The sequence below is a fragment of the Mycobacterium malmoense genome, assembly GCF_019645855.1.
Classification (GTDB): domain Bacteria; phylum Actinomycetota; class Actinomycetes; order Mycobacteriales; family Mycobacteriaceae; genus Mycobacterium; species Mycobacterium malmoense.
Genome location: NZ_CP080999.1, coordinates 3671242 through 3691398 on the forward strand (window position 1 = coordinate 3671242; position 20157 = coordinate 3691398).

18 protein-coding genes and 2 pseudogenes are annotated in these 20157 nt (G+C 68.2%); 9 read left to right on the forward strand and 11 right to left on the reverse strand.

The features are described from left to right. Positions 1 to 7: 7 nt before the first annotated feature. The 7 genes from K3U93_RS16840 to K3U93_RS16870 form a co-directional block, all read right to left on the reverse strand. Entirely contained in the window at positions 8 to 433 is a 426-nt protein-coding gene (locus K3U93_RS16840; RefSeq protein ID WP_083010981.1) for a nuclear transport factor 2 family protein, read from the reverse strand. A 63-nt stretch (positions 434 to 496) separates the two neighbouring features. Next, positions 497 to 2059, reverse strand: coding sequence for an AMP-binding protein (locus tag K3U93_RS16845; RefSeq protein WP_083010980.1), 1563 nt, complete (start codon positions 2057 to 2059; stop codon positions 497 to 499). Further along, positions 2059 to 3147, reverse strand: a complete 1089-nt coding sequence (locus K3U93_RS16850; RefSeq protein ID WP_083011000.1) for an aromatic ring-hydroxylating oxygenase subunit alpha — start codon at positions 3145 to 3147, stop codon at positions 2059 to 2061. Before K3U93_RS16850 ends, K3U93_RS16845 begins: the two co-directional genes overlap by 1 nt. Before the next feature lie 149 nt (positions 3148 to 3296). Next, entirely contained in the window at positions 3297 to 4100 is an 804-nt protein-coding gene (locus tag K3U93_RS16855; protein WP_083010979.1) for an SDR family NAD(P)-dependent oxidoreductase, read from the reverse strand. A gap of 24 nt (positions 4101 to 4124) precedes the next feature. Further along, a complete protein-coding gene (locus K3U93_RS16860; protein ID WP_083010978.1) occupies positions 4125 to 4814 on the reverse strand; it encodes a TetR/AcrR family transcriptional regulator in 690 nt (229 codons plus the stop codon). After that, entirely contained in the window at positions 4801 to 5946 is a 1146-nt protein-coding gene (locus K3U93_RS16865; RefSeq protein ID WP_083010977.1) for a sulfotransferase family protein, read from the reverse strand. The genes K3U93_RS16860 and K3U93_RS16865 overlap by 14 nt, the downstream gene beginning before the upstream one ends. Further along, the gene (locus tag K3U93_RS16870) at positions 5943 to 7175 is read right to left on the reverse strand and encodes a hypothetical protein (RefSeq protein WP_083010976.1); all 1233 of its coding nucleotides are present in this window, start codon (positions 7173 to 7175) and stop codon (positions 5943 to 5945) included. The genes K3U93_RS16865 and K3U93_RS16870 overlap by 4 nt, the downstream gene beginning before the upstream one ends. Before the next feature lie 207 nt (positions 7176 to 7382). On the opposite strand from K3U93_RS16870, the gene K3U93_RS16875 reads away from it, so the two are divergent. Then, positions 7383 to 8627 (forward strand): cytochrome P450, encoded by a 1245-nt coding sequence (locus K3U93_RS16875; protein ID WP_083010975.1) that lies wholly within the window; start codon positions 7383 to 7385, stop codon positions 8625 to 8627. A 24-nt stretch (positions 8628 to 8651) separates the two neighbouring features. Here K3U93_RS16875 and K3U93_RS16880 read toward each other — a convergent pair whose 3' ends face one another. Both K3U93_RS16880 and K3U93_RS16885 read right to left on the reverse strand, forming a co-directional pair. After that, a complete protein-coding gene (locus K3U93_RS16880) occupies positions 8652 to 8843 on the reverse strand; it encodes a ferredoxin (RefSeq protein WP_071510163.1) in 192 nt (63 codons plus the stop codon). Between the two features lie 292 nt (positions 8844 to 9135). Next, a complete protein-coding gene (locus tag K3U93_RS16885) occupies positions 9136 to 11523 on the reverse strand; it encodes a CaiB/BaiF CoA-transferase family protein (protein ID WP_420915358.1) in 2388 nt (795 codons plus the stop codon). A 58-nt stretch (positions 11524 to 11581) separates the two neighbouring features. Here K3U93_RS16885 and K3U93_RS16890 point away from each other — a divergent pair, with 58 nt between their 5' ends. Beyond that, positions 11582 to 12415 carry a FadR/GntR family transcriptional regulator gene (locus K3U93_RS16890; protein WP_071510160.1) on the forward strand — a complete coding sequence of 278 codons (834 nt, stop codon included), beginning with the start codon at positions 11582 to 11584 and terminating at the stop codon, positions 12413 to 12415. Positions 12416 to 12431: 16 nt separating this feature from the next. Then, a complete protein-coding gene (locus K3U93_RS16895; RefSeq protein ID WP_083010973.1) occupies positions 12432 to 13151 on the forward strand; it encodes an SDR family oxidoreductase in 720 nt (239 codons plus the stop codon). On the opposite strand, the gene K3U93_RS16900 is transcribed toward K3U93_RS16895, so the two are convergent. Then, positions 13120 to 13980 carry an LLM class flavin-dependent oxidoreductase gene (locus tag K3U93_RS16900; RefSeq protein WP_083010972.1) on the reverse strand — a complete coding sequence of 287 codons (861 nt, stop codon included), beginning with the start codon at positions 13978 to 13980 and terminating at the stop codon, positions 13120 to 13122. The genes K3U93_RS16895 and K3U93_RS16900 overlap by 32 nt on opposite strands. A 70-nt stretch (positions 13981 to 14050) precedes the next feature. Here K3U93_RS16900 and K3U93_RS16905 point away from each other — a divergent pair, with 70 nt between their 5' ends. The 6 genes and pseudogenes from K3U93_RS16905 to K3U93_RS16925 all read left to right on the forward strand — a co-directional run bounded on the left by K3U93_RS16905 (position 14051) and on the right by K3U93_RS16925 (position 19857). Then, positions 14051 to 15118: an acyl-CoA dehydrogenase family protein gene (locus K3U93_RS16905; RefSeq protein ID WP_083010971.1), complete on the forward strand. Its 1068-nt coding sequence runs from the start codon at positions 14051 to 14053 to the stop codon at positions 15116 to 15118. Continuing rightward, positions 15115 to 15690, forward strand: a pseudogene (locus K3U93_RS25720) (acyl-CoA dehydrogenase family protein); the annotation flags it as partial. The gene K3U93_RS16905 and the pseudogene K3U93_RS25720, both read left to right, overlap by 4 nt. Positions 15691 to 15987: 297 nt before the next feature. Next, positions 15988 to 16284 (forward strand): annotated as a pseudogene (locus K3U93_RS25725) (acyl-CoA dehydrogenase family protein); the annotation flags it as partial. Next, positions 16281 to 17438: an acyl-CoA dehydrogenase family protein gene (locus tag K3U93_RS16915; RefSeq protein ID WP_176219990.1), complete on the forward strand. Its 1158-nt coding sequence runs from the start codon at positions 16281 to 16283 to the stop codon at positions 17436 to 17438. The pseudogene K3U93_RS25725 and the gene K3U93_RS16915, both read left to right, overlap by 4 nt. Next, positions 17435 to 18370 (forward strand): acyl-CoA dehydrogenase family protein, encoded by a 936-nt coding sequence (locus K3U93_RS16920; protein ID WP_083010969.1) that lies wholly within the window; start codon positions 17435 to 17437, stop codon positions 18368 to 18370. The genes K3U93_RS16915 and K3U93_RS16920 overlap by 4 nt, the downstream gene beginning before the upstream one ends. Then, complete coding sequence (locus K3U93_RS16925; protein ID WP_083010968.1) at positions 18367 to 19857, forward strand: class I adenylate-forming enzyme family protein; 1491 nt, start codon at positions 18367 to 18369, stop codon at positions 19855 to 19857. Before K3U93_RS16920 ends, K3U93_RS16925 begins: the two co-directional genes overlap by 4 nt. 29 nt (positions 19858 to 19886) lie before the next feature. On the opposite strand, the gene K3U93_RS16930 is transcribed toward K3U93_RS16925, so the two are convergent. Further along, positions 19887 to 20141, reverse strand: coding sequence for a PIN domain-containing protein (locus tag K3U93_RS16930; protein WP_083010967.1), 255 nt, complete (start codon positions 20139 to 20141; stop codon positions 19887 to 19889). Between the last annotated feature and the right edge of the window lie 16 nt (positions 20142 to 20157).

Consider the following 20157-nt stretch of genomic DNA (forward strand, 5'->3'; position numbering starts at 1 on the left):
GTGCCGCTCACATGACGAGCGGGTGCCGGCTCGGCACCGAATCCCATTCGAGCACACGAGAAGTGAAGTGCCAGCCGCCACGCTCATAGATCAGCTCGTCACGGTATGTCCCGGTGGCGCGGAGGGTGGTGTCGCCATACATGGCGCCGAAAAGCACGGCGACACAATGCTGGGTCGCGTGGACGCCGTCGATGCGGATCTCGTGATCGACCGTGACCAGGCGCTGTCCGTCGCCGCCGTGGAAAGCAGCGCGCAGATCGTCGAACAACTCGCCATCGCGCGTGTAACTGGCGCCGGAATGGCGGAAGGTGGCGATCCAGCGATCGCGATCGCCGTCGGAAAGGGCCCGATTGTGCCGGGCGTCCAGATCCAGGATGGCGGCGCGGCCCGTCGCGGCTTGGAGGAGCTGCTCTTGCTGATAGGTCAGGGTCATCGTGGCTCTCCAGCTTCTCGGGGAAATGACGGGGAAGAATGGCTCATGTAACACTAACTTAACTTAGCGATTAACGACATAACCGTATTGTTCGCGATCCCAGACGCCCGCTTTTAAACCCCGAGTACGCAACAAATCTTTACGTACCCGCCCTATAACGTTCTTGGGAAGTTCATTGACCGTCTCGACGAATCGCGGCACGCAGAAGTACGGCATCCGAGCCGCGCAGAAGTCGAGCAGCTCCGCGCAATCCAGCCTGGCCCCGGGGCACAGCGTCACGACTAACAGGATGTCGTCCTCGCCCAACTCACTGGGCACCCCGACCGCCGCCGCCTCGGCCACCGCGGGGTGCCGCATCACGACGGTCTCCACTTCGACCGAGGAGACGTTTTCGCCGCGCCTGCGCAATGAATCCTTGATGCGGTCCACGTAAGTCAGGTTCTGGTCGGCATCGAGCCGGCCGAGGTCGCCGGTGCGGAACCACTCCGGGTGCGGATCCACCCGCGAACCCTGACCGACATAGCCCTCGCTCATCACGTGCGGGCGCCTGGCCCGGCAGGCGATCTCCCCGACGGTGCCGGCGGGTAGCGGATGGCCGTTGTCGTCGACGATGCGCACGTCGAAGTTGGGGTTTGGCCGGCCCGACGTTCCCGGAACGCCGTCGTCCGCCACGCCCTTGACGGCAATGGGAAATGCCTCGGTCATCCCGTACATCGTGACAATGCGGCAGCCGTAACGCTTTTCGATGTCGCGGTAGGAATTCGCGTCGATGGGTGCGGCGGAGATGAACCGCAGCGGCAGCCGCGCGTCACGCGGATCCGCGGGCAGGTTCTGCAGCATCGACACCATCGCACCAGCACCGAAGAAGCCGACGGCGCCGCGGGCGCGCACGTCGTCCCACACCTCGGCCGGATGAAACGCGTCGGCGAGCACCGTCGTTCCGCCGACCAGCATGGGGGCCAGCACGCTGGGCGCCGCGCTCAGATGGAACAGCGGCATGGCCGTCCACAACACCTCCCCCGCGTGAAAATTCCAGGCCGACGCGACGGTCGCCGCCACCGAGAACAGGTAATGCCATGTCGTGGCAACCGCTTTCGACGGCCCCGTGGTGCCCGACGTGTAGAACAGCGACGCCAGCTCGTCGGCCCGTGCGGCGTTCGACTGGGCGCGGGCGGGTTCGCGCTGCAGCGCGCCGCGCAGCGAATCATCTTGTACCACAATGCTAGTCACCGTATTCAACCCGTCGGCGACCTCGTCGACGCGGGGGCGTCGCTCCGCGTCGGTGAAGACCACCTTGGCCCGCGACAGCCGAAGCGTGTGCAGCAGGAAGTCACCCTTGCTCGCGGCATTCACCGCCGCGCTCACCGCGCCGATGCGCGCCGCGCCCAGCCAGAAGTAGACCCACTCCGGGCAGGTGGCGGTGAACAACGCCACGCGGTCGCCACGGCCGACGCCGAGTTCGGTCAGCATGTTCGCCGCCGCGCAGGACCGTTGGCGCATCTGCTCGAAGGTCACATCGACGCCGGCGATCGACATCATCACCCGGTCGGGATGCTGCTCGGCGCGGCGATCCAGCACGGCCGGCACGGTGAAACGATCGACGCCGAAGTCGGCGGGCCCCGGCATCAGGCCTTCGAGGCCGCCGGGTCGGGCTCACCCTCGGCGGTGTAGCCGAAGTCGGAGGGCGAGGGCTGCGCGCCCGGGTAGAAGCGGTGCGCCCAGCGGCGAAGGGCCGCGTAGTCGTGTGCTTCCTCGGGGACCAGGTTTGGCTTCTCGAGGTATTTCATGTTCTCCCACGTGAAGAAGTCCTGTTTGATGACCTCTTGCTGTAGCGCCAGGAACTTGGCGGCGCGGCCGGTGGGCACGTCGCCGGCGTCGCCGGGCTCGCGCACGGAGGCCTGGGTGTAGAAGTAGTCGGTGTAGTCCTCGTCGACCGGTGTCTGCCCGGTGACCTGGACGGTGGCGACCAACTCGCTGGGGAAGCGCACGATGCCCAGTCCCAGCGAGTAGTTGTCGTAGACGATCTTGGCGTCGACGGGCCCGTTCGGGGTCAACCAGGTCGACGCGCGGCCGCCGCCGAAATGGGCGTTGACGGTGGCGTGCAGGTGGTAACCGGAGACCTCGAACGACGCGGTGGTGGCGGGATTGGCGGCCTTGTGCACGTATTGGACGTGGTAGGGGTCGGCGGCGTTCTCGATGATCATCTGCGGGTGCACCTTGACCCGGTTGAGCATCTGGGTGTGCGGGTGCAACGGGTAGTACTCCCCCGTTTCCAACTCGGGCAGCACCGGCGGCTGCCAGTACGGCGCGCGGCCGTGACGCTCGTGCCAGGCCAGGATGAAGCCGTACCACTCCATGCTCGGGTAGGTGCGGATGCGGACGTTGTTCTTGCAGCCGATCTTGCTGTAGGGAATCAGCGCGTTGGTGCCGTCGCCGCGCCAGCGCCAGCCGTGCCAGGGGCAGACGATGTTTTCGCCCTCGACCTCGCCGCCGACGCCCAGGTTGGCGCCCAGGTGCTGACAGTAGGCGTCCATCACATGCACCCGGCCGGACTCGGTGCGGAACAGCACCAGCTCCTCGCCGAAGTAGTGCGCGCGCCTGACCTGACCGGCGGCCAGGCCGGAGGCGAAGGCGACGATGAACCAGCCCGTCGGGAACCGGTAGGTCGACAACGCAATGCCGGACTGTCCGAACTCACGTTCCGAGGGGTCCATGGCGGAGTCCGAAACCGTGTGCGTCACTGCCTCTCCGTTCCCCGCACAGCTTCGTGGCGGACGGCCGCACCGCTTGTCGCCACGCTGGGCGGACTTCCGTCTATTTTTACTATCTTAGGAATTCAACGTCAACTCGCCCGCCGATCGCCTCAGACGAAATCCGATCCGCCGTCGACGTTCACGGTCGCGCCGGTGACGTACCCGTTGCGCCGAGACACCAGATAGGCGGTGATGGACGCGATTTCCTCGGGCAGCCCGGCTCGGCCAAGGTCGCACGGCTGATGAAAATTGTCGTCGATCCACTTCATCACGTCATGCGGGTTTGCGGCGTCGAGCCCGTCGGCGGCGAGGATATCCCTGAGCGTCTCGGTGAAGCTCGCCGTCACGATGGTGCCCGGACACACGCAGTTCACCAGGATGCCGTCCCTGGCCAGGCTTTTCGACAAGTTCTTGGTCACGCTGCTCAGGGCCGCCTTCGATGCGGTGTACGCGACGATGCGGGGGTTCTGCCGCTGGATCGAATGCGCGGACAACGTCACGATGCGAGCCCATTCCGCGGCCCGCAGCATCGTCAGCGAGGCGCGGATCGATCGCACCCCCGACATGGTGCCGAGCGCGAACGCCGCGTCCCAGTCCGAGTCGTCCATCTCTTCGAAGTACCCGTCGGCCGGGCCGATCGTGTGGACCAGGCTGTTGAGTTCGCCCCAGCGATCCGCCACCGCCGCGAATCCCGCCGCGATCGATTCGGCATCGGACATGTCGACGCTGATTCCGACGGCGTCGGGCGCGCCCGCCGCTTTCAGGGAGTCCACCGCGGCGTCGAGCGCCGGTTTGCCCCGTGCCATGACGGCGACGCTCGCGCCCTCCGCGGCCAGCGTCTCGGCGATGGCCAGTCCCATCCCCTTGCTGCCGCCGGTGACAACGGCTTTCGAGCCGGCGAAGCCCAAATCCATGGTGTCTCCTCGGTGTTGGCGGTCTCAGCCGTGGCCGAAGACCGACGCGATCAGGTGCTCCGGGGCGCCCAGTCCGCCCAGGCAGAAACGCAGCGCGGCTTCCCGGGCTTTGGCGTGATCGCAGTCCCCGGTGGCCCATTGCCGTTCGACGCATGCCCATATCGCGCCGTGCAACAACTCCGCGTGGGTCAGCGGGTCGGTCTTGGTGAAAATCCCCTGCCGCTGGCCGAGTTCGAGCTGGTCGATGAGCGGCGTCAACATCTCCCGGTATGCCGGGCTCACCACCGCGGGGGCGGCGAACATCTGTGACTGCGCTTCGAGCGACAGGACGCGCAGGTCGGACCGAACGGTCTCGTCGAAGGCGAGATCGAGCCGGCCGTCGATCCAGGCCGCCACCGCCGCAACCGGGTTCGACGCCGCCGCCATCTTGCGGCGCAATCGCCGCATCTCGACGCGCGCCATCTCCAGGAACACCGCTTGTATGAGTTGGTCTTTCGAGTCGAAATGTCGATAAAAGGCGCGTGTGCCCAGCTTTGCGCGGGCCAGGACGTCGGCCACCGTCAGCGCGTGTACGCCGCGTTCGCGAATGATCTTTGACGCCGCGGAGAACAACGCGCCTCGCGTGCCGGCGTCCGGGCGCAGCCTCTCGCGTCCTCGCCGTGCCGCAACCGAACTCGCGGTCGTCGAAGCGGCCTCCGGCTCAACCCGTGGCATCGTACGTCGCAAGGTAGTCGGCGAAGTGTTGGCGGACGCGCTCGGGCGTCAGCCCGTAGTCGAGCAGTTCATAGTCGTGGGCACCGCGTGCTCCCGGCGTGTGGTGGCCGGCCCACCGCCGCACGGACCGGTGGGTGTCGTCGGTGAAGCTCAGGCCGAGTTGGTCGTAACCCTTCTGCAGCGTGTTCACCGGGTCGGTCTGCAACTCGGCGAAAGAGACGTCGGCGAAGCGGTTGTCGCCGAACCGCTTCCGAAAGTCCATCGCCCTGCGAACGCCTTCCGCCCAGCACCGAAGTTGCTCGTCGCCGAGCTCCTCGGGATCGTCGCGGTCGCTGCTCCAGCTGCGGACATACCGGATGAGGCTGCACACCGACCCCATCACGTTCGCCGGATCGCGGTGGCTCCACATGAATTTCGCTTCCGGGTAGGCGGCGACGAGCGCGTCGAGCGAGAACATGTGCACCGGCGTCTTGAGATGCCACAAGTTGGGCGGACAGTGCCACTGGAGGAGCTTGAGCACTCGCCGGTGATACGTGTACGTCTCACGCATGTCGCAAGCCAGGACCCAGTCCAGGTACCGCGGGACGCGCACGACCCCGTCGAAATGCACCGTACGGAAGCTCATTCCCATGAGGTCCTGGCATTCGGTCGCCGCGGTGGCTTCGGAGTTGTACAGGGTTTTCATCCGCGGGAACATGTCGTTCAGCATGTCCAGACCCGCCTGGGCCTGTGCGATGCGAGAGTCGTCGTGTTGAGTGGCCGCCTCGGGCGGCGGTGTCGGGGCCTGCGACTCCCACATCCGCAGCGAGCGGAACTGGGGATCGGCCCCCACCAGTTGGCTGAGAGCCGTTGTCCCCGTGCGCGGTAGACCGATGATGAAGACCGGTCCCTCAACCACCCCGTCGTCGATCTCCGGGTGTCGCCGGCAGGCGTCTTCGATCTTCAGGCGTTGGATGAGGGCGTTGCTGATGGTCGCGTGCTGGATCACCTCGCCGACCTCGCTCAGGCCGGCCTCGGCGTTCAGCGCCTCGACGATGCGTTCGAGGCCCTCGCGGTAATAGTGCGAGCCGAAGTCGTCGAGGCCGGTGGCCGCGCGCGCGCCCGCCTCGAGTTCGTCGGCCGAGAAACTCACCGCGCGAACCTCGCGTGCACGGCCCGGCGGCGCGCCGCAATGATTGCCGCCCGTTCCGCGGCCGTGACCGTCTTGGTGCCTGCGGGCAGCGCCGATGCGACGTCGTCGAACTTCGCCACGCGCGTGCTCGGCGTTGGGGCGGTGTCGGTGCGCACGCAGCGCAGGATCATCGCACCGTTGCTGTATCCGGCGGTGTCGAGCCAATTCGCCACGCCGGGGTCGCGCGAGCACACGACGGTGCGAACAAGCCCGTCGGGGTCGACGACGGCTTGATGCGCGTTCAGGCTGGACTGGTGGCGGCCGTAATGGATTGTCTCCCACCATGGATTGCCCAGCGAGTAGCTCCAGTAGACGCCGTTGGGCGGCTTCACCTCGAGGATCAGCGCCTCGTCCGGCTGGAGTTCCCAGCGTCCGATGACCGGCCGGTTTTCGGCCGCGCCGCCCACCGAGGAGAGGTTCATCGGGGCCAGGAACCCGTTGGCGGTCGGCGTGCCACCCCAGTCGTGGAAGAACTTCAGGTTGGCGTACACGAACTCGCCCAGCGCCACCAGTTGCCGCGAGATCGCCGCGTCCCGGTCGATCGTGCGGCGTTCGCGCTCTGAGCCGCCGCCGATCCGTTCGATCCGCAACGACGAAGGAACCTCGGTGTCCCAGTCGTAGAAGAAGTGGCGGACAACCAAAGTGGGGTTGTCGCCGTCGATCCGCATCCAGTTTCCCGCGCGCTCATCCGCGGAGATGATCATTTCGAAGTTGCCCTCGGGATCCACCTCGAGCTCGTCGACCAGGACGTTGGCCGTCGCGACGATCCCATCCATCGTCTGCAGCCCGACGTAGCGGGCGGTGCCGCGGTTGCCGAATAGCCGATAGGTCTCGCCGGCCCGCATCATCGCGCGGGTGTAGATCGCGTCGGGACAATCCATACCCCAGGTCAGGACGTCGTCGGTGGAAGTCCGTGAGACGGCCAGGATCGGATCCGGATCGAATCGCAGCGCCTCGTCGATGCCGATTGCGGCCAGCACCAACAGATGTCGCAGACCGGAAGCGAGGTCAAGCCCGTTATGCGCGAAGGGGCTGGCGGTCACCAGTTCCGCCGCCGCCGCCAACCGGCCGAGCAGGTGCGCCCATCCCCGCGCCGGATCGAGCTCGTCGGCGTCAGCGGCCTCCGACAACGACGCCTCGGCGATGGAAAACGGCAACCACGCCGCGGGATTCGCCGTCCGGCCGCTCATCTGTCCAGCTCACTCATCGACATCCTGACACCTATTTTCGAAAACGGTATTTTCGATTTGAGCGTCCCTGAACTATCACACCGGACGGCGCGTCTGTCAACATCCGGTCCCCGTCGACTTGACGCCTTCCTATGCTTAAATAGCAAAGATAGCGGCTTTGGCGCCATTTGCTATCCGCGGCCGCTGCGCACGAAACGAGGGCGACCCATGACGACGACGGCTCACATCGACCTCTCCGATTTCACGCTGTGGCACAACGGCTTTCCGGACGAGCTGTTTGCCGAGCTACGACGCAGCCGGCCGCTTTTCCGGCACGACCTCACCCCCGGTGTCGCCAAGATCGGCATCCAGCGCGACTTCTGGATAACCACCAAGCACCGGCACACGGTGCGCCTGCACCGCGATGCGGATTCGTTCACCGCGGTCGACGGTCCCCTCATCCAGCCGGTCGGCATGTTCTCGGCGTATCCAACGATCATCAACATGGATCCGCCGGAGCTGAACAAACGCCGCAAGCTCATCTCCAACGCGTTCAACCCGCGGGCGATCGCCAAACTCGAGGACGGCATCCGGGCGCGCGCGGCGCGGATGATCGACCATCTGCTCGCCGAGGGCGGCGGCGACTGGATCACCGACGTCGCCGACGCGCTGCCGATGACGGTCATCGGCGACATCATCGGCATCCCGGAATCCGACCGGCCGCGAATCTTCGATTGCCTGGACCGCATCCTGAAGGCCAACGCGGTCGGCGCGCGGCCGAGCTGGCAGGACTATACCGATCTCTACGCCACCATCTTCGGGTACGCGATGGAGCTCACCGCGGACAAGCGGCGCAATCCCACCGACGACATCTGGAGCACGCTGGCGACCGCGGTGATCACCGGCGAAGACGGCGAGCAATTCAGCCTGCCCGCCAACGAACTCGAGTTCTTCTTCTTCGTGCTGGCGTTCGCCGGCAGCGACACCACCAAGAATGCGCTGGCCGCCGGGGTGCAGGCGTTCGTGCGGAACCCGGAGCAGATCGAGCGGTATCGCGAGCGGGAGGCGTTGCGGCCCAGCGCCATTGAGGAGGTGTTGCGCTGGGCGTCACCGGTGGCGTACTGGACGCGCACCGCGAAGGTCGACGTCGAGATGGACGGCCAGCGCATCGCGCGGGGCGAGCGGGTGGTGTCGATGCTGCGTTCGGCGAACCGCGACGAGGAGGTCTTCGACTCACCGTTCACCTTCGACATCGGCCGTCAGCCCAACCCGCAGGTGGCGTTCGGCGGTGGCGGACCGCACCACTGCCTGGGCGCCATGCTCGCGCGCGCGGAACTTCGCGCCGTGTTCGACGAACTGCTGCTGCGCTGCGACGGCATCGAACTCGGCCCGGCCACGGTGGCCCACCCGAACCTGCTCACCAACATGTCGATCTACGACGAGATGGCGATCTCGCTGTCCGAGCGGCGATAGGTCAGTAGGGCGCCTCGTTACGCCTCAGTCGCTCAGCCGCAGCGCGGCCTTGGGGCACTGGTCCACCGCGGCGCGCACGTCGATCTCCAGGCGCGGCGGCACCGGGCCGTCCGCGATCTGCACCACGTCGGCGTCGCCCAGTTCAAATACCTCCGGGGCGAGCGATTCGCAGAAACCATTGGCCTCACACAAGTTCTCGTCGACCGTCACGCGCATGCCTCATAGTCTAGGCTTTGGCGTTTTGCGATGGGTGTTCGGCTCAGCCGATGGGCCGACCAGCGTTGCCGAAGTGGTCTGGTCGGCGAGTTCGTCGGCATCATCGCTCCCTAAAGGGTAATCAACGATACGTCTGGTCATCATGTGGCCATTGGTGCGTTATGCGCGATAGTCCGCGATAGTCCATGCCACCATGTCGTCGACGACGCGCCGAGATCGACGTTATCGTGGGAAAGTTCGAGTAAGTGGCGCGCTAACGTCGATCTCGACGCAGGAAAAGTAGCCTGGGCCGCTAGACGCCCTTCGGACGGGTCCCGATCACCCCGCTGGCCGCCAGGTTCGCCAACTCTTCGTCGGTCAGCCCGCACCGCTCGCGCAGCACCTCGTCATTGTGCTCGCCCAGCCTCGGCGGCGGACGCAGCAGCCACCTGTCCTGGCCGGCCAGCTTGGCGAACGGCGGGCACGGATAAAGGCCCGCGCCGGTGCTCGGGTGGTCCAGGGCCTCGAAGAAGCCCCGGTCGAGCAGCTGGGGATTCTCGGTCACCAACGACGGCGACACCACGGGCGCGGCGGGAATACCGGCGCCGGCCAAGCGCTCCACCGCCGATTCCCGCGGTTGCCCGGCGAACCAATCCCGCAGCCGGCGATCGACGTCGTCGGCTCGCTCCCGCTGGCCGGCGACGGTGGCCAGGCTCTCGTCGCACCAGTCGGGTCGACCCATCACGTCGACCAGCGCGCGCCATTGCCGGTCGTCGCGCACGGTGACCGCGATCCAGTCGTCGTCGGAGCCGGCGCACCGGTAGATGTTCTGGATCGACTCGCCGTGGCCGCGGTTGCCCCGCCGGCTCAGCGTCACCCCGAAGACCTCGGATTCGATCGCCTGTATCGCGGTGGCGTTGAGCACGGTTTCGAGCATCGGCAGCTCGACCAGCTGCCCGGATCCGGTGCGTTCGGCGAAGTTCAGCGCCGCCAGCACGGCGAACGCGGCGTGCACGCCGGCCAGCGGATCGCAGGCGCCGCGCGGCGTCACCGGCGGGGCCTCCGGCAGCCCGGTCACCCAGGCCAGGCCGGCGATCTGCTCCATGGTGGGCGCGAATCCGACCCGCTCGCGCCACGGGCCGTCCAGCCCGAACGCGGGCATCCGGGCGACGACGAGTCTGGGGTTGACGTCGAGCAGCACGTCGGCGGTGAGCCCGAACTGGTCCATGACGCGCGGGGAGAAGTTCTCGATGACGACGTCGGCGCCGGCCGCCAGCTTGAGGAACAGCCTACGTCCTTCACTAGAGCCCAAATCCAGTGTGACCGAACGCTTGTTGGTGTTCATGGCGTGGAACACCCAGCCGTATTCCCACCAGTCGTCGACGTCGGTGCGCATCCCGCCCGAGTAGCGAATGCCGTCGGGCCGCTGTATCGACTCCACCTTGATGACGTCGGCGCCGAACGCGGCCAGCAGGTGGGTCGCCGCGGGCCCGGCCCAGAACGCGGTCAGGTCGACGACGCGAACGCCCGCCAGCGGCAATCCGTGTGACGCCGGCTCAGGCTCGGATGTGCTTCTGCGCCACGGTGATTCGTCGTTGCCCTCGCCGGGAGCGGGGGTGTCGCGCACCGGCGCGGGCGCGCACGCCGACATCAGCCACGGCGGGCGGGGCTGGCCGAAGCCGGCGGGGTTGCGGACAAACACCCCGCGCTGCCGCACGTACTCCATGTCGCGGATCGTGGAGCCGTTGCCCAGCGCCGCGATCGGGAGCCGGAACAGTTGCCCGAGTTCGACGACCTCGTCGACGGTCCGTTCGGCCAGCCACGGATGGATCTGTTCGCGGATCAGGTCGCGGTATTGCCATCGGCCGATCTGGAAACGCAGCTGTTCGATCTCCTCCAGCCGCGGGCACTCGACCATCGCGCAAAAGTCGAGCCATTGCTGGCCGGTGACCATGGTGATCCCGACGTAGCCGTCCTTGGCCGGCTCTATCGACGGCACTTCGAGCGTGCGGCGGATCGGCGGCACGCGCAGCAGCTGCGAGTGCAGCCATTCGCTGCTCTGCATCGCGGTCATCGCCTCGAGCATGGACAGGTCGAGATGCTCGCCGGGGCCGCCGCGTTCGACGCGGCGGCGCGCGGCCAACGCGCCGAACGCGGCGTACACGCCGCCCATGTACTCCCCCAGGTCGCCGCCGATCGAGATCGGCGGCCCCGCGGGATCGCCGCGAAAGCCGGGCGAGCCCGCCCACGCCTGCAAGGTGAACTCGCTGGCGGCGCGGTCGGCATGCGGCCCGGCCCAGCCGAAGTCGGAGATCGTGACGATGATCGCCCGCGGCGACTCGGCCAGCAGCCGCCGCGGATCGACGCCCAGCGCCGCGGCCCGCGACCGGCCGGCGGTGACGACCACGACGTCGGCGGCGGCCAGTTCGGCGCGGTAGCGCTCGGAATCCGGAGCGCACGTCAGGCTGCGCTTGCCCGCATTGAGGTAGCTGAAGAACGGCGACGCATCGCCGTCGGCGACCGGCGAACAGGTGGCCGAATACCGCCGCGACCAATCCCCTTGCGGCGGTTCGATTTTCCGCACCCGCGCCCCGGCGTCGACCAGCAGCTTCCCGCAGTAACCGCCGGCTATCCGGTCACTGATCTCGACGACACGCAACTCGTGCAGCGGTGTCGGCCGGCTTTCGGACGCGCGACTCACCCGGCTATTTATACCATTACTGCTAAAATAGCTAAGCCTGTCGAGTTCTGAGGATTGGATGACCGCCCTGGGAATTGGCCCCGATGCCCGTCGCCGATTGTCGGCGCCGCGGATCGCCGAAATTGTAGCCGACGAGTTGCGCCGCCAGATCATCGACGGCGAACTCGCCGACGGCGACCTCCTGCCCCGCCAGGAGGTGCTCGTCGAACAGTTCAACGTCAGCCTCGTCTCCCTGCGGGAGGCGCTGCGGATCCTGGAAACCGAGGGGCTGGTCTCGGTCCGGCGGGGCAACCGCGGCGGCGCCGTCGTGCACGCGCCGGCGAAGACCAGCGCCGCCTACATGCTCGGCCTGCTGTTGCAGAGCGAGTCCGTGGAGGTCGCCGACCTGGGCATGGCGTTGCAGGAACTCGAGCCCGCCTGCGCCGCGCTGGCGGCCCAGCGCCCCGACCGCGCGGACACGTTGGTGCCCGAACTCAAGCGGGTCAACGATTCGATGGCCGAACACCTCGACGACGGTCGGCTGTTCACCGAAATAGGCCGCCAATTCCACGATCTCATCGTCCGGGGCTGCGGAAATCACACGATCATCGCGGTGGTCGGCAGCCTGGAGACGCTGTGGACCAGTCACGAACAGCAGTGGGCGGACGAGAGCGCGGCGCGCGGCACCTACCCGTCGTTGGCGAAGCGCCGCGCGGTGCTCAGCACGCATGTCAAGCTCGCCGAGACCATCGCGGAGGGTGACGTCGACCGGGCTCGCCGGATCGCGGGTCGCCATCTCGCCGACACGCAGACCTATGTGCTGTCGGGCCGGCCCGATCAACGCATCTATGCCCTTTCGCCGCAGGCCCTTTCACGTTCGGGGTCCCGCCCGCGCGACATGCGGCGCCCTTGACGCCGCCAGGAACTTGATGTCCCCGCGAACCGCGTTGGTCACCGGCGGCAGCGGCGGGATCGGAAAGGGGTGCGGCCGCAAGCTCAGCGAGCTGGGCTACGACGTGGTGCTGGCCGCACGACGCGAAGGACCCCTGCGGGCGGCCGCCGAGGAGATCGGTGCGCGCCATGTCGTGGCCGACGCATCCGATCCCGACGGGTTCTCCGCCGCGATAAGCGCTGTGGAGACGGTCGATCTCGTCGTTCATGCGGCCGGCGCGCTGGGCGGAACCTACGCGCGCAAGCAAACCTTGGAGCAGTGGCGGGCCATCATGTCCGCCAACCTGGATTCCTGCTTCGTGGTGACCGCCGCCGCGCTGCCGCGGATGCGCGCGGGCTCGCGGTTCGTGTTCATCTCGTCGTCGGCGGCGCACGAGCCGATGCCGGCCCGGACGGCGTATTCCGCATCGAAAGCCGGCATGAACGCGTTCGCCCGCGCCCTGGCGCTCGAGGTCGACCGTGACGGCATCAGCGTGCACGTCGTCACCCCGGGCCCGGTGGAAACCGAGATGCTGCAGGACGTTCCCTTCGAGATGTACGCGATCCGGGTGTCCGACGTCGCCGAGGCCGTCGCCTGGCTGGACACCGTCGACCCGTCGGTCGATCTGCCGGAGATCCGGCTCAGCGCGGTGCAGCGGGGTCCGTTCGCCCGGCCGCCGATCGTGCCTACGGAAGCCCGTCGCCGGCGAAAGACTTGATCACCGATTCGCCGAACTCGTGCAGGGAATCCGGGACGGCGAAATCGGCGAACCAGACATAGAATCGCTCGACGCGCTGGGCGGCCAGGCCGGTGAAGTGCCGGATCAGCTCGTCGGCGTCGCCGCACACCAGCCCCGACCCCAGGGTGCCGAATCGCCGGGTGCTCACGTCGCGCACGGCGTTCGGATCGCCGCCGGACCGGACGAAGCCCACCATCTGCTGGACCGACACCCGGGCCGTTCCCGCCGCCGGGGCCAGCTCGGGCAACCTATCGAGGTGATTGGCCGGCAGGTTCCACCAATCCGCGTAGCTGCGAACGAGTTTCATCATCCGAGGCCCGGTGCCACCCAGGACCAGCGGTATCGGATGGGACCTGCGCGGGGCCTGGGCGGTGTCGCCCGCGGCGTCGCCCCAGTACTGCCGGATCAGCTCGAGGTGGCGCCCCAGCTGTTCGACCCTGGCGACCGGATCCTGCTGGCCTACGCCGAATCTGGTGAATTCGGCGGGCCATGATCCCGCACCGAGGCCGAGCTCGAATCTGCCGTTCGACGCGTCGGAGAGGGTGACGGCCTGTTTGGCGAGGACGGCGGGGTGGCGGAAGGCGTCGCACAGAACCAGATGGCCGATCCGCAGCCGCTCCGTCTTGGCCGCCACCCAGGTGGCGATGCCCATTGCCTCCCAGATGTTTTCATCGGGGAGCCCGGGAGCCTCGAGGTGATCGATGAACGCCATCCCATCGAAACCACTGGCCTCGGCGTGGCGGGCCCGTTCCGCGATGTCGGCCGCCGATAGCCGCACCTGCGGCAGGAACAGATACCACTCGACCATGCGACCACCTGTGCTCGTGCCGATTGCAACAAAGGCGCTAGTTTACTATTTTTATTATGTTAGGGGTCTTATGGATGTCGGTCTGAGCTCGGAGCAACTGTCGCTGCGCGACGCCGTGCGCGACATCCTGCGTGCCGAATGTCCGCCCGACGCCGCCCGCCAGGCCCTGACGGACCCGGAGCGCTGGCGCGCACCGTGGAAGACCATCGTCGATCTCGGCTGGACGGAACTCGCGGCACCCGCCGGCGACTACGGACCCGTCGAGCTGGCGGTGGTTCTCGAGGAGTGCGGCGCCGCCCTGGCGCCAATCCCGTTGCTCAGCAGCGTCGGTCTGGCCGCCGGCGCTTTGCGCGGTAGCGGCCTCGACGCGGTGCTCGCCGACATCGCCGGCGGCGCCGTCGCCACCCTGGCGGTCCACTCCCCCGGGTCTCGGCTCCCCGGCGCGCCGGCGACGCTGCGCGACGGACGCCTGCGCGGGCGGGCCGTCGCGGTCCCCAACGCGTCTCGCGCCGAACTGATCGTCACGCTCGCCACGGCTGGTGACGGCGTCATGGTCGCGGTCGCGCGCTGCGACAGTTCCAGCGGGGTGACCATAGCGGCGGGCGAGTCGACCGACCCCGCCCAACCGGTGGCCGACGTCGAGATCGACGCCGAGCCGCTGGCCACCGCGCCCGTGGACCTCGAATCCGCGCTGACGGCGCCGCTGGTCGCCGCCGCCGCGGACCTGGTCGGCGTGGCGAGCGCCGCCCTGCACCGCTCCGTCGAGCACGCAAAGGCACGTCGCCAGTTCGGCACGCCGATCGGCGCCTTCCAGGGGATCAAGCACGCGCTGGCCGACAACTACGTCGGCGTGGAACGCGCCCGCAGCCTCACCTACGCGGCGGCGGCCCGCCTCGGCGATCTCGGGGCCGCGCCCGCGGATGCCTGGACCGCGGCCGCGCTGGCCAAGGCGGCGGCCGGCGACGCGGCGGCCAATTGCGCGCGCACCGCGGTCCAGGTGCACGGCGCGCTGGCGCAGACCTGGGAGCACGACATCCACCTCTACGTCCGGCGCGCCTGGCAGGGCGCGGCGATGCTGGGCGACAGCCGCGCGCTCTACCACGAGGTGGGCCGCCGTTTCGCGGGGGGCGCGCGATGACGGCGGTGGTCGAGGAATTCGGCGCGTGGTTGACCGAGTTCCTGCCGAACGACTACGACGAGAGGTATCGCGAGTACCGCTGGGACCTGCCGCTGCGGCGCGACTACCAGCGGGCCGCCTTCGAGGCCGGCTGGCTGCAGCCGACCTGGCCCCGCGAGCACGGCGGCCGATCGCTGGGCCTGCGCGACGCGATGGAGGTCCGGCTCGAGGCGGCGATGCGGTCCGCGCCCAAGCTGCCCAACATCGCCGGTCCCAACGTCGCCGCGCCCGGCATCCGTCAGTTCGGCACGCCCGCCCAGATCGACCGGCTGCTGGTTCCCCTGCTGCGCGGCGACGAATGGTGGGCGCTGGGCATGTCCGAGCCGGAGGCCGGATCCGACTTCGCCGGCCTGCGCACCCGGGCCGAGCGCTGTGGGGACGTGTTCCGGGTCAACGGCCACAAGATCTGGACCACCCAGGCCCACGAGTCGCGGTGGTGCACCCTGTATGCCCGCACCGATCCGGCGGCGCCGAAACACCGCGGCATTTCCTGCCTGATCCTCGACCTGCACGCCCCGGGGGTGAGGGTCGAGCCCATCCGGATGGCCTCGATCTCGGACGAGACGTTCTGCGAGGTCTTCCTCGACGACGTCGAGGTGCCGGTGGAAAACCTGTTGGGGCCGCTGCATGGCGGATGGAACGTCGCGCTGTCGTCACTGCACCACGAACGCCAGATGATCTGGATCATGAACTGGGTCGAGATCAAGCGCGGCCTCGCCTTTACCCGCGAGCGTGCGTGTTTGTACGCCGACACGCCGAGCGGCGGCGTACAAACACGCACGCTCGCGCCGCCGGGAGGCGAGGCGCTCGGAGGCGAGGACCTTTGCACCGAGCTGGGGTCGCTGCTCGCCGACGCCGAAGCGTTGCGGGCCACCGGATACCGCGCCCTGGGCAACGAACTGGCCGGACGGCCCAGCCCGGAGGCCGACATCCTGAAGCTGCTCGGATCGGTTACTTTGCAACGGGTTTGGGAGCTTGCCGCGGCCGCCGAGGGACCGGTTTCGACGAGCGACCCGGATCTGCTCTTCGAGCGCCAGGACGCGCTTGCCGCGACCATCTACGGCGGGACATCGGAAGTCCAGCGCAACATCATCGCCGAGCGGCTGCTCGGGCTGCCGAAGGGATGACGACGATGGATTACGACCTCGGCGAGGACGCCGGACGACTGCGAAATCACCTGCGGGAGATGATATCCCATCACATCCCCGCCGACTTCCTCGGCGCCTGCACGGAGGATCCGCAAGACCTGGCCACCACCGAGACGTTCTGCAAGCTGCTGGCCTCCGAGGGGCTGCTGGCGCTGGCGTGGCCGAAAGAGCATGGCGGCGGCGGTGGTTCGATCTGGCAGCAGACGGTGCTGCGCGAGGAAATGTGGGCCCAGCACGAGCCGCGCGGTCCGCAGTACATGGGAATCAACTGGGTCGGCCCGGCGCTGATGCGTTACGGCACGGCCGAACAGAAGGCCAAGCACCTGTCGGCCATCGCGTCCGGAGACGTGATCTGGTGCCAAGGCTTTTCCGAGCCGGAGGCCGGAACCGACCTCGTCTCGTTGCGCACCCGCGCCGTGCCCGGCGGGGACGGGTGGCGCATTACCGGCCAGAAGGTGTGGACGTCGTACGCCCAGATGGCGTCCTGGTGCGTGCTGGCGGCCTGCACCGATTCCGACGCGCCAAAGGCCAAGCGGCTCACGCTCTTTCTGCTTCCGATGGACCGGCCCGGTCTCACCGTCCGGCCGATCCCGTCGATGCTCGGACCGCATCACCTCAACGAGATGTTCCTGGACGACGTGCCGGCCTACCCCGGCGACGTCCTCGGCGAGCCCGGCGACGGCTGGCGGGTGATGCGCGAGGCGCTGGCCTTCGAGCGGGTCGGCATCGCGCGCTACGCGCGCTGTGAATCGCTGCTGGACCGGGTGCGCGCCGGGCTGGGCGACGACTGGGACCTGCTTCCCGAGAGCATTCGGGCCCGCTGGGTGCGGGCGCTCATCGACCTGCGGGTGGCCAGGCTGCTGGCCTATCGGGCCATCTCGCTGCAGGACGACCCGTCGGCGGGCGCGGCCGCCAGCGCCGCCCGCATCGCCACCACCACCTGCGATCAGCAGGTCGCCGAGCTGCTTTTCGACGTGCTGGGTCCGGCCGCGCTGGACAGCGGCGCGTCGGCGCCACTGCATGGGGCGATCGAGGACCATTGGCGCTACGCGCAGGCGGCCACCGTCGCGTCGGGCACCATCGAGGTGCAGCGAATGTTGGTGGCGCGGGACGTCCTGGGGGAACACCGGTGAAAACCGAACTGCCACAAGATATCAGCGACTTCGCCGCCGTCGCCGCCAAGCGGCTCGCCCGCCTGGGCGGGCCACAAGCGGCGCTGCGCGCCGAGAGCGACGACGGCATTCGGGACGCGGCGCGCGCGGCCCTGCGCGACGTCGGGACGTTCGAGCTCGACGTGCGCTCGGCGGCCGACGATCTGCTGGCCGCGGCGGTGCTGTGCCAGGCCGCCGGCGCGAACGCCCTGCCCTATCCCCTCGTCGAGGAGCTACTGGCGCTCGACGGCGCCCGGCTCGCCCTGGTCAACCCCGAGGCTCCGCGCATCGACCACGGCGACCTGCCCGGGGGCTGGATCGCCGCCGACCTGGACGGCACCCGATACCTCGTGCGGCCCGGGGCGCGGACCGGTGCCAAGCTGGGACCGTTCCTGGTGCCGGTCACTCTGAGCGCACCCGATGGGACCGTCCCCGCCGCCGACGTCAACCTCCATCTCGTGCTGGGATCATGGCGGATTCTGGGCGCGGTGCAGCGGTCCCTGAAGATCGTCACCGAACACGTGCGCGCCCGGATTCAGTTCGGCAAGCCACTGGCGGACTTCCAGGCCGTCAGGTTCGCCGTCGCGGACGCCGCCGTCGCGGTGCGCGGACTTCACGAACTCGCGAAATACACCATCTGCCGACCGGAATCGCTGCCGGCACAAGTGCATTCGGCCGACGCGCTCGTTCTCAGGTGCAAGGCCGCCGATACCGCGCGGCAGGTGCTACGCACGTCACATCAGCTGCTCGGCGCCCTGGGTTTCTGCGACGAGTCCGACATCAGCGTGCTCGACCGGCATACCCAACCGCTGATCCGGTTGCCGCTGGGCACCGAGGCGCTCGCCCTGCGGCTGATACCCGACGTCCGCGACGGCCACCTGGAGACGCTATTCAGCGGGCCGGTATCGGCATGAGCACCCAGCCCCTCGAATCGGGGACGGCCAACCCCTTAGCGGACGGCATCCCGTTCGGGACCAAGCTTCAAGAGCTCGCCGAGCAACGCCGCGACGAGGCGGCCGTGACCAATGTCGCGCTCGACGGCACCGCGAGCTCGCTGACCTTCGGGGAGCTCGACGCCCGCGCCAACCAGTGGGGGCGGGCGCTAGCGGCCGGCGGTGCCGAAACGGGCTCCCTTGTCGCACTGGCTATCCCGAATTCGCAGCACCTGGTGCTGGCCGCGCTCGGGTGCTGGAAGATCGGCGCGGTTCCCGTTCCCATGCACTGGGACCTGCCCGAATGGGAACGAAACCGGGTGCGCGCGGTGATCGACCCCGCCGTCGTCGTCGACGACAAGAGCCGCTGGGAGCTGGATGCGCGCGCGGCCGGCGAGTCCGAAAGTCCGCTGCCCGCGGCCGTTTCGCCCACCGCAAACGGAATCTGCAGCAGCGGTTCGACCGGCGTGCCCAAGGTGATCCTCAACCTGGCGCCGTCGCTGTGGACACCCCAGCACGGCGAACCGTTTTTGTCGGCCTGGACACCGGTGGCTCAGCCGCAGACGATCATGGTGCCCGCGCCGATGTATCACACCAACGGTTTCGCTACCTTTCTCTTCCTGCTGGCCGGTGACCATCTGGTGATTCTCGAAAAGTTCGATGCGGCACTGGTTTTGGATGTGATCGAACGCTTTCGGATCACCAACTTCACGGCCACGCCGACGATGCTGGCGCGCATCGCGGCCCTGCCCGACATCCGGCGGCGCGACCTATCCAGCGTCGTCTTCATCCTGCAGGGCGCCGCCGTGATGCCGCCATCGCTGATGCATGCCTGGTTCGAGCTGCTGAGCCCCGAGCAGGTCGTAACGGCGTACGGCATGACCGAGAACCTGGGACTCACCGCGTTGCGCGGCGACGAGTGGCTCGCGCATCCGGGCAGCGTCGGCCGCGGCTTCCGCGACACCGAGATCCGGATCCTGGACGCCAACGGCAAGCCGCTGGGCCCCGGCGAACACGGCGATGTCTACCTGCGCGCGCCGATGAGCGCGGGATACCGCTATCTGGGCGGGGCGCCGCCGCTGCCGTCGACCGAGGACGGGTTTCGTTCCGCCGGCGACATCGGCTACCTGGACTCCGACGGCTACCTCTATATCGTCGACCGCCGCGTCGACATGATCATCAGTGGGGGCGCCAATGTCTTTCCGGCAGAGGTGGAGTCCGCGCTCGCCGGACATCCCGGCATCGCCGACGTCGTGGTCATCGGACTCGCCGACGAGCGGTGGGGACGGCGGGTGCACGCGGTGGTGCAACCCACGGCGCCGCTGACCGAGCACCAGGTGATCGAGTACGCCAGGAGCCGGCTGGCCCCCTACAAGGTCCCCAAGACCGTCGAGTTCGTCGACGCGATTCCCCGCACGGCGGCCACGAAGGTGAATCGGTCGGCAATGATCGCCGCGCGGGGTGGGTGAGATGCCCTCCAATACCCGGCCTGACGAAATCAGATCAGCGCCAGGTTTCGCGCGCTCGCGTGGCAGACAGCGTTAAGCGGGATCGACTGATCGAGAGTCGCGAATCGGCCGCCATTGGCGGTTGTGAGGGCGAGTAGATACGCGTCGGTCACCTGACGATGCCCGTGCAACCGCGAGTAGTCGATGAGCTCGTCGTCGAGCAGGCTGACCGAACATGACCAGTACTCGTGACGTTCGGTCACCGCGGCGCGCGCCAACTTGCCGATCGCCTGTGCAGGTGGCACCGGGCTGGGATATCGA

Excerpts from the sequence above, each read along its gene's own strand:
- K3U93_RS16890 (WP_071510160.1), top strand. The coding sequence starts at position 11,582 with ATGACCGCCCTGGGAATTGGCCCCGATGCCCGTCGCCGATTGTCGGCG.
- K3U93_RS16840 (WP_083010981.1), bottom strand. The coding sequence starts at position 433 with ATGACCCTGACCTATCAGCAAGAGCAGCTCCTCCAAGCCGCGACGGGC.
- K3U93_RS16860 (WP_083010978.1), bottom strand. The coding sequence starts at position 4,814 with ATGCCACGGGTTGAGCCGGAGGCCGCTTCGACGACCGCGAGTTCGGTT.
- K3U93_RS16895 (WP_083010973.1), top strand. The coding sequence starts at position 12,432 with ATGTCCCCGCGAACCGCGTTGGTCACCGGCGGCAGCGGCGGGATCGGA.
- K3U93_RS16875 (WP_083010975.1), top strand. The coding sequence starts at position 7,383 with ATGACGACGACGGCTCACATCGACCTCTCCGATTTCACGCTGTGGCAC.
- K3U93_RS16870 (WP_083010976.1), bottom strand. The coding sequence starts at position 7,175 with ATGAGCGGCCGGACGGCGAATCCCGCGGCGTGGTTGCCGTTTTCCATC.
- K3U93_RS16850 (WP_083011000.1), bottom strand. The coding sequence starts at position 3,147 with ATGGACCCCTCGGAACGTGAGTTCGGACAGTCCGGCATTGCGTTGTCG.
- K3U93_RS16855 (WP_083010979.1), bottom strand. The coding sequence starts at position 4,100 with ATGGATTTGGGCTTCGCCGGCTCGAAAGCCGTTGTCACCGGCGGCAGC.
- K3U93_RS16905 (WP_083010971.1), top strand. The coding sequence starts at position 14,051 with ATGGATGTCGGTCTGAGCTCGGAGCAACTGTCGCTGCGCGACGCCGTG.
- K3U93_RS16915 (WP_176219990.1), top strand. The coding sequence starts at position 16,281 with ATGACGACGATGGATTACGACCTCGGCGAGGACGCCGGACGACTGCGA.
- K3U93_RS16900 (WP_083010972.1), bottom strand. The coding sequence starts at position 13,980 with ATGGTCGAGTGGTATCTGTTCCTGCCGCAGGTGCGGCTATCGGCGGCC.
- K3U93_RS16925 (WP_083010968.1), top strand. The coding sequence starts at position 18,367 with ATGAGCACCCAGCCCCTCGAATCGGGGACGGCCAACCCCTTAGCGGAC.
- K3U93_RS16880 (WP_071510163.1), bottom strand. The coding sequence starts at position 8,843 with ATGCGCGTGACGGTCGACGAGAACTTGTGTGAGGCCAATGGTTTCTGC.
- K3U93_RS16845 (WP_083010980.1), bottom strand. The coding sequence starts at position 2,059 with ATGCCGGGGCCCGCCGACTTCGGCGTCGATCGTTTCACCGTGCCGGCC.